The 13,215-nt window shown below is 41.3% G+C and carries 6 protein-coding genes; all 6 read left to right on the forward strand.

Annotated features, from left to right (window positions below; all coding sequences use genetic code 11):
* Positions 1-135: 135 nt before the first annotated feature.
* The 6 genes from lpdA (at position 136) to efeO (ending at position 13,215) form a co-directional block, all read left to right on the forward strand.
* Positions 136-1,893, forward strand: a complete 1,758-nt coding sequence (gene lpdA / locus SSAL8618_RS05325; protein ID WP_038675996.1) for a dihydrolipoyl dehydrogenase — start codon at positions 136-138, stop codon at positions 1,891-1,893.
* A 272-nt stretch (positions 1,894-2,165) separates the two neighbouring features.
* A complete protein-coding gene (locus SSAL8618_RS05330) occupies positions 2,166-5,717 on the forward strand; it encodes a GBS Bsp-like repeat-containing protein (RefSeq protein ID WP_038675998.1) in 3,552 nt (1,183 codons plus the stop codon).
* Positions 5,718-6,011: 294 nt separating this feature from the next.
* Complete coding sequence (locus SSAL8618_RS05335; protein WP_442684747.1) at positions 6,012-7,514, forward strand: GBS Bsp-like repeat-containing protein; 1,503 nt, start codon at positions 6,012-6,014, stop codon at positions 7,512-7,514.
* A gap of 99 nt (positions 7,515-7,613) precedes the next feature.
* Positions 7,614-8,261: an N-acetylmuramoyl-L-alanine amidase family protein gene (locus SSAL8618_RS10985; protein WP_022496643.1), complete on the forward strand. Its 648-nt coding sequence runs from the start codon at positions 7,614-7,616 to the stop codon at positions 8,259-8,261.
* 119 nt (positions 8,262-8,380) lie between these two features.
* Positions 8,381-12,094 carry a pullulanase gene (locus SSAL8618_RS05340; RefSeq protein WP_038676000.1) on the forward strand — a complete coding sequence of 1,238 codons (3,714 nt, stop codon included), beginning with the start codon at positions 8,381-8,383 and terminating at the stop codon, positions 12,092-12,094.
* Between the two features lie 248 nt (positions 12,095-12,342).
* A complete protein-coding gene (gene efeO / locus SSAL8618_RS05345) occupies positions 12,343-13,215 on the forward strand; it encodes an iron uptake system protein EfeO (protein WP_038676002.1) in 873 nt (290 codons plus the stop codon).

Raw genomic sequence — 13,215 nt, forward strand, 5'->3', positions numbered from 1 at the left:
GGAGAGGGCGAACCAGAGGGTATAACTGAACCCGAGCGGAAAGCTTGGAAAATAGACCGTCTGTCTACGTCAGCAGGCTGACATGTCAGACGCCTAATTTTCAGTCGCTTTCTGGTCGCTCTTGGTATCTTATAAATGGCTTTTGAGATTATTATGCCTAAGCTTGGTGTGGACATGCAGGAAGGCGAAATCATCGAGTGGAAAAAACAAGAGGGTGATGTGGTTAATGAGGGAGATATCCTTCTTGAAATCATGTCAGATAAAACGAACATGGAACTTGAAGCAGAGGATTCTGGTGTTCTTTTGAAAATTACTCGTCAGGCTGGTGAAACTGTACCAGTTACTGAGGTTATTGGTTATATTGGAGCAGAAGGTGAAGTTGTGGCTGATAACGCTGCTAGCGCACCTGTTGCAGAAGCAACTGCTCAGTTGGAATCAGCTGGTCTTGAAGTTCCTAAAGCTCCTGTCCAAGCTGCTCCAACAGCTGCTGCAGAAAAAGCACCTCTTGCTGACAATGAGTACGATATTATCGTTGTCGGTGGTGGTCCTGCTGGTTACTATTCTGCCATTCGTGGTGCACAACTTGGTGGTAAGGTTGCCATCGTTGAAAAATCTGAATTTGGTGGAACATGTTTGAATAAAGGATGTATCCCAACTAAGACCTACCTTAAAAATGCAGAAATCCTTGATGGACTTAAGATTGCAGCAGGTCGTGGTATCAACCTAGCATCAACAAACTACACTATCGATATGGATAAGACAGTTGACTTTAAGAACTCTGTCGTTAAGACCCTTACTGGTGGTGTTCAAGGTCTTTTGAAGGCTAACAAGGTCACTATTTTCAACGGTCTTGGTCAAGTTAACCCAGATAAGACAGTTACTATTGGTTCAGAAACAATCAAGGGACGCAATATCATCCTTGCGACTGGATCAAAAGTATCTCGTATCAATATTCCTGGTATTGAGTCACAACTTGTGATGACATCAGATGATATCCTTGATTTGCGTGAATTGCCTAAATCACTTGCTGTTATGGGTGGTGGTGTCGTTGGTATCGAGCTTGGTCTTGTTTATGCCTCATACGGTGTAGAAGTGACTGTTGTTGAGATGGCTGACCGCATTATTCCTGCTATGGATAAGGAAGTATCTCTTGAACTTCAAAAAATCCTTGCTAAGAAGGGTATGAAGATTATGACATCTGTTGGGGTTTCTGAGATTGTAGAAGCTAACAACCAATTGACCCTTAAACTTAACAATGGTGAAGAAATTGTAGCGGATCGTGCCCTTCTTTCTATCGGTCGTGTCCCTCAATTGGATGGTCTTGAAAATCTTAACCTTGAATTAGACCGTGGTCGTATCAAAGTGAATGCTTATCAAGAAACATCAATCCCTGGTATCTATGCACCGGGTGATGTAAACGGAACTAAGATGCTTGCTCACGCTGCTTACCGTATGGGTGAAGTTGCAGCTGAAAATGCTATGCATGGTAACGTTCGTAAGGCTCACCTTGACTACACACCAGCTGCTGTATACACACACCCAGAAGTCGCAATGTGTGGTCTTACTGAAGAAGATGCACGCGCTAAATATGGTGATGTCCTCATTGGTAAATCAAGCTTTGCTGGTAATGGACGTGCTATTGCTTCAAACGAAGCTCAAGGTTTTGTTAAAGTCGTTGCAGATGCGAAGTACCATGAAATCCTTGGTGTTCATATCATTGGACCGGCTGCAGCTGAATTGATTAACGAAGCGTCAACAATTATGGAAAATGAATTGACTGTAGATGAGCTCTTGCAATCTATCCACGGTCACCCAACCTTCTCTGAAAACATGTACGAAGCCTTTGCTGACGTACTTGGAGAAGCAATCCATAACCCACCAAAGCGTAAATAATACGGATAAAATTCTCGGACAGATGTTCGAGGATTTTTCTTTTGTCGCAAATTTTCATCTTTAGATAAATCTCGTAAATTTCTTTGCATTTTTTGTGTTAAGTACGAATAGTTAGTTAAAGGGTTTTCAAATAAGATAAGTCGCTATTTTAGTAGCGTTTATAATTTTATAATATTTCTATTTTATTTAGAAAATTTTTAATAACGCCCTTTCCACGAGAGTTTTTCTGTGGTAAAATGGTTCAAGTATTACAAATGCAAAAGGAAAGTTAAATGCGAACGAAAGATTTTATCTACTATGCTAGTGCGGCTGTTCTCTTGGCTGTCACAACACAGGTTGCTCAAGCAGACGAAGTGGCAACACAAACGCCTTCTATTACTGAAGGAAATCAGTATCAACCTGCGACAGCGGCTGAGATTTTTGGTGGAGAAGCAGCCTTACCTGTAACCCCTAGCTCAACGGTTTCAGCACCCGCAGCTTCGAGTGAAGTGGCAAAAGCTAGTGTTCCAGTGGTATCTACGTCTCCTGCTTCACAGAGTTCCGAGGCTGCAACGGCAACTGCATCAACATCTGTAGCTAACTCAACAACGATTGTTACGTCTACATCAGCAGTGACTTCAAACGCTAGCTCTGAGAGTGTGACCGCTTCTGCACATTCAACAGCTTCTGAAGCCCCTAACAGCGCTGTTGCCACACCTGCTAAATTAACGAATTCTACGGATGTTCCTTCGCCAACTCTTAAGGTGCAACCGAAGACTTTTATCGATGTCAGCAGCCATAATGGTGAAATCAGTGTAGATGACTATCGTGCTCTTGCACGCCAAGGTGTTGGTGGTGTCGTTGTCAAGTTGACTGAGGATACTTGGTACAACAACCCTAAAGCACCATCACAAGTTCGCAATGCTCAAATTGCCGGTCTTCAAGTATCTACCTATCATTTTTCTCGATACACAACAGAGGAAGAAGCACGTGCCGAGGCTCGTTTCTACATTCAAGCTGCACAAAATCTTAACCTTCCAAAGAGCACTGTTATGGTTAACGATTTCGAAGACTCTAAGATGCTTCCAAATATCAACCGTAACACTCAAGCTTGGGTTAACGAAATGCGTAAGCATGGATACAACAACTTGATGTTCTACACAAGTGCCAGCTGGTTGGATGAGAATAATCTAGGCTACCGTGGACCTGTCTCAACCTCTCAATTTGGTATCGAAAATTTCTGGGTCGCACAGTACCCATCATCAACTCTTACAGCTACAAGCGCTAAAAACATGCGTTACAATGCTAAAACTGGTGCTTGGCAGTTTACAGCAACTGCTAATATCCTGCCAGGTAAACATGTCTTCGACCACAGCGTGGATTATACAGGACGTTTCACAGCTAATGCTAGTGCTGAGGTTGATGCAACTCAAGGCAATTTGAGTGGAACCATTTCTATTGTCAACAATAATCCAACTCTTGGTAGCTTTGATGTTGTCATCTCTAATGTCAAAGCACCAAATGGTGTTGAAACAGTCTCTGTCCCAATTTGGTCAGAAATTAATGGTCAAGATGACATTATCTGGTATACGGCTAACCGTCAAAATAATGGAACTTATACAGTAAACGTTAAGGCTTCAGCTCATAAAAACTCGACAGGGCTTTATAATATCCACCTTTATTATGTTCAAAAAGATGGTCAATTGACGGGTGTTGGTGGAACAACTACGCAAGTCTTCATTGGTAAGACACCTGAGCAGTTGAAACCTAAAGCAAGTTTTGCTATTGAAAACAATAATGCTAAGGCTGGAACCTTTGACGCCGTTATCACCAATATCTCAGCACCACTAGGTGTTAAAGAAGTTTTGGTGCCATCATGGAGTCTTGAAAATGGCCAAGACGACCTTATTTGGCATAAGGCGACTAAGCAAACTGATGGCAGCTACCGTGTAACCATTAAGGCAAGTGAGCATAAGGGCACTAAAGGAAATTACCGTGCCGATGCTTATATCGTGGATAACTCTAACAATCGCCATTATATTGCTGAAAAAGTAGTGGCTGTTGATTATGCTCGACCAAGTGGTGTCCTTACGATTGAAAACAACAATACTGCAGCAGGTACTTTTGATGCAGTTGTTCGTAACATTGTTGCTCCTACAGGTTTGAAAGAAGTTCTTGTTCCTTCATGGAGTTTAGCTGGTGGTCAAGACGACCTTATCTGGCATAAGGCAACTCGTCAAGCCGATGGTTCTTACCGAGTGACTATCAAAGCAACGGATCATAAGAATTCAACTGGTAAGTACCGTGCCGATGCCTACCTTGTAGATGACTCTAACAAACGTTTCTACCTTACTGAAAAAGTGGTAGAAGTTTCTCAAACTCGTCCTAGTGCAAGCCTCTTTATTGAAAATAATAATGCTGATTTAGGTACTTTTGACGCTGTTATCCGCAATATCGTAGCACCAAATGGGGTTAAGGAAGTTTTAGTTCCTTCATGGAGTCTCGTTAATGGACAGGATGATCTCGTTTGGCACAAGGCTAGTCGCCAATCTGATGGTAGCTACCGTGTCACTATTAAGGCTAGTGAGCATAAAAATTCACTAGGAAATTACCGTGCTGACGTTTACATCGTAGATAATGCCAACCAACGTCATTATGTCACTGAAACCATTGTAGACGTAAAACATAATAAGCCAGTCGGTACTATTTCAGTTGTTAATAACAATAATGATACTGGTACTTTTGATGTCATTATCAGTGATGTCTATGGTTCTAAAGGTGTTCGTACTGTTCAAGTACCTATTTGGTCTGAAAAAGATGGTCAAGATGACATTCGTTGGTATGAAGCCACACGTCAAGCTAATGGCACTTATACGGTAAATGTTCAAGCTACTAACCACAAAAATTCAACAGGTTTGTACAATATTCATTTGTACTACATTTTAAATGATGGGTCACAAGTTGGTGTAGGAGGGACAACGACAACTCTTGAATTCCGTAATGCTAAGACTAAAACGCAAACCTATATCACTAATGTTAACTCAGAAGCAGGTAGTTTTACAGTTGTAGTTGATCAAGCGCCACAAGGACGTCAGATTAAGAATATCCGTGTAGCTGTATGGTCAGAAAGCAACCAAGGAAACCTTTCTTGGTACAATACGGCACCTACTGGAACACATACTGAAATCAATGTATCGACTGTTAATCATAAGAATCTCATTGGTAACTATACGACTCATGTTTATGTAGACTATGTAGACAATACTGTAGACGGATTCAACCTTGGTGAGACAGCTCTTGCTCCACGTAATCGTCGTGTTGAGCCTCAGACGACTTATTATTCTCAACGTGATCCTCGTTGGGCTTCTAAGTGGTATGGTGTCAGCAATATGGATCAATCTGGCTGTGTTCCAACATCACTTGCCATGACTTTTACAGATATCTTGGGAACTGTCATTGCACCAACGACAGTTGCAGATTATTTGTACTACAATACAAATTCATTTAACAAAACATCAGTCGCTGGTACTGATGCAGATGGTATTGTATTAGCAAGTAAAAATTGGGGTCTGAAGAGCAACGTACTTTCAAGTATTGCTAACATTGCCTCAGCTTTGATGTCAGGGCAACACGTTTTGGCGGCAGTAGGAGCAAGTCAATTTATCAATTATCCTTACACGCATGAAATCGTACTTCATGGCTATGATAATGGTAAAACATATGTTCGTGATCCATTTAACGCCAATAACAATGGATGGTATTCATTGGATTACATTCATGGTGTTCAGAGTAGAGATGCAATGGATACTAAGCTTGGTGCACCATTCTTCTCTGTCTTTGCTTAATCTATCAATCAAAGGTCTTTAGAAGGAAACTTCTAAGGGCTTTTTTAGTGTTGATTTTTGATAGTTATGTTGTTATTTACCTATTTTCAGAATATTATATAAAGGATCAAAATCTTATATTTATAAGGTTTTTACGTTATTAATTTGGGTTGTGTTAGTACTATTAGCATAGAAATTACTTAAATTTTTATCATTTTTGTGGTTTTTTTAGAGAATTATCACTTTTCCTCTATTCGTAAGATATTTTCTATGGTAAAATGGGTGACGTATTAAAAAGTGTCAAAGGAAAGTTAAATGCGAACAAAAGATTTTATCTACTATGCCAGTGCAGCTGTCCTCATGGCGGTGACCACTCAGGTGGCCAGTGCGGATGAGGTATCCACTCAAATGCCTACAGTTACTGAAGGGAATCAGTATCAACCTGCGACTGCAGCTGATATTTTTGGTGGTGGAGCAGTTCTTGCGCAAGAGTCACCATCAGCAAGACCAAGTTCAACCGTGGCGGTAGCTGCTACTGCTACAAGTGAAGTAGCAAACTCAAGTGCTCCACAAGTCAGCCAAGCAAGCTCAACAACGATTGTAGCATCTGAATCAAGAGTCGTTGCCTCTGAATCTGTAGTTCAGGCGAACACACTAGCGAGTTCAGAAAATGCTTCGGTATCGACTGCTTCTGAGGTTTCAAGCAATAACGTGGCTGAACCTGCTAAGTTGACTCATGCCTCAGGTTCATCTTATGATACTGATGTTCTAAAACCTAAGGCTAGCTTATCAATTGAGAATAACAACAAGGTAACTGGTACCTTTGATGCTGTGGTTCGAGATATTGTGGCACCCTTGGGTGTTAAAGAGGTTCTTGTTCCATCTTGGAGTCTAGCCAATGGTCAAGATGACTTGATTTGGCATAAGGCAGCCAAGCAAATGGATGGCTCTTATCGTGTAACCATTAAGGCGGTAGATCACAAGGGTGAGGCTGGCAATTACCGTGCAGACGCCTACGTTGTTGATCGAACAAATAAGAGACATTATATTTCTGAGAAAGTAGTATCTGTTAATTACGCTCGTCCAAGTGCAAGCCTAACGATTGAGAATAATAATGCAGCTACAGGCACTTTTGACGCTGTGGTAAAAAATATCATTGCTCCTACAGGTGTGAAAGAAATCTTAGTACCGTCATGGAGTCTCGTTGGTGGTCAAGATGATTTGATTTGGCATAAGGCGACGAAACAAGCGGATGGTTCTTACCGAGCTACCATTAAGGCAAGTGACCACAAAAATTCAACTGGTAAATACCGTGCAGATGCCTACATCGTAGATAATTTTAATAAGCGTTTCTACTTGACTGAAAAAGTGGTGGAAGTTAGTCAAGCTCGTCTAAGTGCAAGCTTAGCTATTGAAAATAACAATGCTACAACAGGTTCTTTTGATGCGGTTGTTCGTAATATTGTTGCTCCTAATGGCATTAAAGAAATTTTGGTACCATCATGGAGTCTGGTTAATGGACAGGACGATTTGGTTTGGCATAAGGCAAGTAAGCAAGCAGACGGTAGCTATCGTGCGACAATTAAGGCTTCAGACCATAAACATTCAACTGGTAAATACCGTGCAGATGTTTATCTCGTCGATAAGGATGGCAACCGTCAGTATTTGACTGAGACCGTGGTTGATGTCGATGAAACTAAGCCAAGTGGTATTTCAGGTGTGGTTATCCCAGTCTGGTCTGAGCAAAATGGTCAGGATGATCTTGTTTGGCATAATGCCACAAAACAGGATGACGGTTCCTATAAGGTGACTATTTAAGCTAGCCAGCACAAGTGGAATTCAGGCAAGTACATCGTTCATGGCTATATTGTTGATGCTTCAGGTAAGAATATCGGCTTTGGGGCAACTTCAGCTGATGTGGTAGCCCCTAAGAAAATCGGTTCGGCATCAAGAGGAAATTACGATGTTTTAAATAAGGTTGTCTATCTCGATGCTGGGCATGGTGGCTATGATCCAGGAGCTTCGTACTTTGGTATCTCTGAAAAGAGCTTGACCTTGGCTATCCAAAGCCGTGTGAAAGCTAAACTAGAAGCAGAAGGTTATCAAGTTGTAACCACACGCACAAGTGATACCTATGTCGACTTGACGGATCGTTCACGTGCAGCTAATGCTTCTGAATCAGATATCTTCGTAAGTATTCACATCAATGCTTCAGGAAGTTCTGCAGCACAGGGTATTGAGACTTATTATTACCAACCTTATGCAGAATATCCATCACGTATTAATGCGACCTATCATGCTAATCCGACTCGTTTGAGCATGAGTGATACCTTGGCCAATGCCATCCAGTCTAGCTTGATTAATGCGACTGGTGCTCAGAATCAAGGCGTGAAACGTCAAACCTTTGCGGTCTTGCGTGAAACGACAGCGCCAGCAGTCCTTCTTGAACTAGGTTTCTTGTCAAATCCTCAAGAAGCAGCTCGATTGAATACCTCTGCTTATCAGGAGACTTTAGCTAACGCAATTGTGGCAGGGATTAAGCGTTACTATTCTATTTATAATTAATAGATTGAGAGAATCTTATGGTTCTCTCTTTTTTAATTTTTAAAGAGAGAAAACGCTTGCATAAATGAAAGCTAAATGGTATATTAAAAAACATGAAAACGTTAACAAAAGGAGTTTCTATGAAAAGAAATACTCAAGCTAATGATGGAAAAATCCTTCGTTATAGCCTTCGCAAGTACAAGTTAGGTTTGGCTTCTGTAACCATTGGAGCTATTTTTTTGAGCTTTTCTGCTGTTCAAGTCGTCAAGGCAGATGAAGCAGTATCAACGACCGAATCAAGCACACAGGTAGAACCAGCTGATTCGAGTCTTACTACCAGTGGTCTAGTAACTGAAACGCCAGCAGCTCCTGTAACAGCTGAGAGTACCTCTGTTTCCAAGGCAAATGAGCCAGTTTCTCTTCCAGAAGAAAATACTAGCCCTACTGAGACTACCAAGCTAACTGAAACTAGCGAAAACACGCCAAAAACAGTAAGTACTAATAATAGTCAAGCTCTTACGAATGCGTCTGAAAATCCTATTGCTGAGGGGACTATTCGCTTGCATTTCCAAGAGTTGCCAAGTCAAGACAAGTCGTCTCTTGGTCTTTGGACTTGGGATGATGTTGAGACACCATCATCTCAGAAGGGGACCTGGCCGACAGGGGCAACCTCATTTGCTGAAGCCAAACAGGATGATTATGGTGTCTATTTAGATGTGAAGTTGTCTTCAGCACCTAAAAAACTTAGCTTCTTGATTAATAATTCTGCTGGAACGAACCTTTCAGGGGATAAATCAGTCGAAATTCTTAGCCCTCAAATGAATGAGGCCTGGATTGACAAAGATTTCCAAGTTTACAGCTATCAACCTATCCCTCAAGACCACGTTCGTATCAATTATTTCCGTACGGATGGTGACTATAGCAATAAGTCTGTCTGGTATTGGGGTGATGTTAAGGACGCTCCAAGTAATTGGCCTGATGGTGTCAATTTCCAACCGAATGGTAAGTATGGTGCCTACTTAGATATTCCACTAACACAAGCGGCAAAATCGATAGGATTTTTACTCTTAGATGAGAGCAAAACTGGAGATGATGTGAAAATTCAACCAAATGATTATAAATTTAGTGACTTGAAAAAATCTCGTCAGCTTTTCGTACGAGATACTGATCCGACAGTCTACACCAACCCTTACTTTGTCAAGGATGTGCGTTTGACTGGGGTTCAGCAGCTTAGTCCAAGCAAAATCGAACTTAGCTTCACCAACTTAGACGAGGTCTCATCTGAGGATATTCTTAAAGACCTTAAGGTGACGGATAAGGATGGTAACAGTGTCACTCTTAAACAGCTTGACTTGGATGCTAAACTTAAAAAAGCTACTTTAACAGGTGATTTTGCTGCAGAAAATCTGCCTTACAAGGTCACTTTGGGCAGTGATAGTTTTAAAACATCTGAGAGCTGGCAATTAAAGGATGCCCTCTACAGTTATGATGGTGAGTTGGGTGCTCGACTAGAAGAAAATGGTACTAAGGCACATGTGACACTTTGGTCACCAAGTGCTGATCAAGTAGACATCATTGTCTATGATAAGAATAATCAAGACAAGGTGCTGGCTGAACACGCTCTAAGCAAAGGCCCTAGAGGTACTTGGCAAGCTGACCTCCTTGCGACTGATTTTGGCCTTGAAAACTTAACTGGTTATTTCTATCAATACCGCATTAAACGTGGAGATCAGTCAGTAATTGTTCTTGATCCTTATGCGAAATCTCTGGCAGCTTGGAATAGTGACGATGCCAACAAGGGACCTGAACACAAGATTGCCAAGGCTGCCTTTGTAGATCCTGCTAATTATGGACCAAAAGACCTTGACTACGCTAAGATTCCTAACTTTAAATCTCGAGAAGATGCCATCATTTATGAGGCTCATGTCCGAGATTTCACCTCTGACAAGGCTATCTCAACTGAATTGAGGCACCAGTTTGGTACTTTTGCAGCCTTTGCGGAGCGTTTGGATTATCTTAAAGACCTTGGGGTTACTCATATTCAGCTTTTGCCAGTATTGAGCTACTATTTTGTTAATGAATTGCAAAATGGCAAGCGTTTGGCTGCCTATGCATCAAGCGATAGTAACTACAACTGGGGCTATGACCCACAAAACTATTTCTCTTTGACGGGTATGTATTCTGAAAACCCTAGTGATCCAGCTAAACGTATTGAAGAATTCAAGAATTTAGTTGCAGCTATCCATGCCCATGGTATGGGTGTTATCTTGGATGTGGTTTACAATCATACAGCCAAGACAGCTATTTTTGAAGACCTTGAGCCAAATTACTATCACTTTATGGATGCTGATGGCACTCCTCGTTCGAGTTTTGGAGGCGGTCGTCTAGGTACGACTCACTATATGAGCCGTCGTGTCTTGGTGGATTCCATTGCTTATTTGACTAAGGAATATAAAGTAGATGGTTTCCGTTTTGATATGATGGGTGACCATGATGCTGAAAGTATCGAGCAAGCATACAATACTGCACGCGCCCTTAATCCAAATCTCATTATGCTTGGTGAGGGTTGGGTGACTTATGCTGGTGATGAAAATAGCCCTGTTCAGCCTGCCGATCAGTCTTGGATGAAAGACACAGATACCGTAGCTGTATTTTCAGATGATATTCGAAATACCCTCAAATCAGGTTATCCAAACGAGGGAACACCGGCCTTCATCACAGGTGGAAAACGTGATATTAATAAGGTTTTTGATAATATCAAGGCACAGCCAACTAACTTTGAGGCTGATTCACCAGGAGATGTTATTCAGTATATTGCTGCTCATGATAATTTGACCCTTTTTGATATCATCGCCCAATCAATCAAGAAGGATCCAAGCAAGCCTGAGAATAATGCTGAAATTCATCGTCGTTTGCGTCTAGGAAACCTCATGGTCTTGACTGCTCAGGGAACACCATTTATTCACTCTGGTCAGGAATACGGCCGCACCAAACAGTTCCGTGATCCTGCCTACCGTTATCCTGTATCTGAGGACAAGGTGCCGAACAAGTCGCACCTCTTAGTTGATGAAAAGGGCAATCCATTTGATTATCCTTACTTCATCCATGATTCTTATGATTCAAGTGATGCGGTTAACCATTTTGACTGGACTAAGGCGACTGATAGCCAGGCCTTCCCAGAAAATACGAAAACGCGTGCCTTTACCAAAGGGTTAATTGCCTTACGTAAGTCGACGGATGCCTTCAATTTCAAATCAAAAGCAGATGTGGATGCCCGTGTGACACTATTGACGGTTCCAGGTCAGGACAATGTTGCTCAAGAGGATTTGGTATTAGGATACCAAACAATTGCTTCCAATGGAGACCGTTACCTTGTCTATGTCAATGCTGATAGCCAGGCTCGTCAGTTTGATTTGAGCAAGCTTACAAATGGTCTATCCTATATGGTTTTAGCAGATGGCAATCAAGTTAATCTATCTGGAATTAGTGAGCTATCAGGTGTTGCGATCAACAATCACATCTTGACCTTGGACCCACTAACAGCGACGATTATTCGTTTAACCAATGCTCAGACACCAACTGAGGAAGTAGCTAAGCCTTCTGAGAAGACTGTGTCATTTGGTGGCAAAGATACTGAGGTAACTAAAACAAGAGTCAAGACCTCAAGTCCAGAGGACCTTGTCGGAGATGTAGAGCTTGTTGCTCATGGCAATAATCAGGCTAAGACTGAAGCTAGTCGTCAAACTGATAAGCAACTGCCATCCACTGGTGAAAAGACAAATCGTGGACTCTTTGTAACAGGTCTCTTAAGTATTCTTAGCCTAGGATTCCTTCGAAAACGTCGGACAAAATAATAAGTAACAACAGGTTATTTCCTGTTGTTTTCTTTTATTTAGAATCATTCTTATCTGCTCTTTAGAATAGTTCTTAAATAGCCTAAAACCGTTGACAGTGCTGGTTTCTTCTGTTAGTTTAGATATGTTCTCTTACATACGAGAGATCATTATTGACTTATCATCGTTCGTTCTTTATTAATGTTAAAACGACGATTCACATATATAACGACAAATGTCGAACACTATCTTGAAAATAGGAGACATTCATGAAAAAACTTAGCAAACTTGGTGTTGTTCTTTTGGCATCAGGACTTTTATTGACGGCTTGTGCCAAATCTGGTAATTCAAGTAATTCAAGCTCAACTAGCTCAAAACTCACAGCCAGTGAGCAAAAGCAATTGAAGCAGGCCACAAGTGATTATAAGACTTTCGTAGAAGGCGAAATTGATCAGCTTTTGAAAGATACTGAAGGATTCAGTGAAACCCTCAAGTCAGGAAATCTTGAAGAAGCTAAGAAACAATACCCATTGATTCGTATGGCTTACGAGCGTTCAGAACCGATTGCAGAAAGCTTTGGTGAGTCTGACGTGAAAATCGACTACCGTTTGGTTGATTACATGGACGAAAATAAATCAGAAGACGGTTGGTCAGGGTTCCACCGTATCGAACGTATCATGTGGCAAGACAACACGACAGAGGGTACAGCTGCCTATGTAGATCAATTGGTTAACGATATTAAGGAACTCAAAGCTAAAATTGCAACTGTTAAAGTTACTCCAGATATCATGTTGACAGGTGCTGTTGACCTTCTGAACGAAGTAGCAACTCAAAAGATTACAGGTGAAGAAGAGGTCTTCTCACATACTGATCTTTACGACTTCCGTGCCAATATTGAAGGGGCAGAAAAAATCTTTGAACTTTTCAAGCCGTTGATCCAAAAGAAAGATGCTAAACTTGTGAAGACTCTGGAAACTGAATTCAAGAATGTGAATGGTCTTTTGGACAAACACATGACTGATGAGAAAAACTATAAGTCTTATACAGATTTGAGTGAGGCAGATACTAAGGAATTGGCCGAAGCTGTAACTAAACTTGGTGAACCATTATCACAAATGGGTGTTATCCTAGATGGGAAATAA

It is taken from the genome of Streptococcus salivarius, assembly GCF_000785515.1.
GTDB classification, from domain to species: Bacteria; Bacillota; Bacilli; order Lactobacillales; family Streptococcaceae; genus Streptococcus; species Streptococcus salivarius.

Coding starts and splice junctions, on each gene's coding strand:
- lpdA (WP_038675996.1), top strand. CDS start 136: ATGGCTTTTGAGATTATTATGCCTAAGCTTGGTGTGGACATGCAGGAA.
- SSAL8618_RS05330 (WP_038675998.1), top strand. CDS start 2,166: ATGCGAACGAAAGATTTTATCTACTATGCTAGTGCGGCTGTTCTCTTG.
- SSAL8618_RS05335 (WP_442684747.1), top strand. CDS start 6,012: ATGCGAACAAAAGATTTTATCTACTATGCCAGTGCAGCTGTCCTCATG.
- SSAL8618_RS05340 (WP_038676000.1), top strand. CDS start 8,381: ATGAAAAGAAATACTCAAGCTAATGATGGAAAAATCCTTCGTTATAGC.
- efeO (WP_038676002.1), top strand. CDS start 12,343: ATGAAAAAACTTAGCAAACTTGGTGTTGTTCTTTTGGCATCAGGACTT.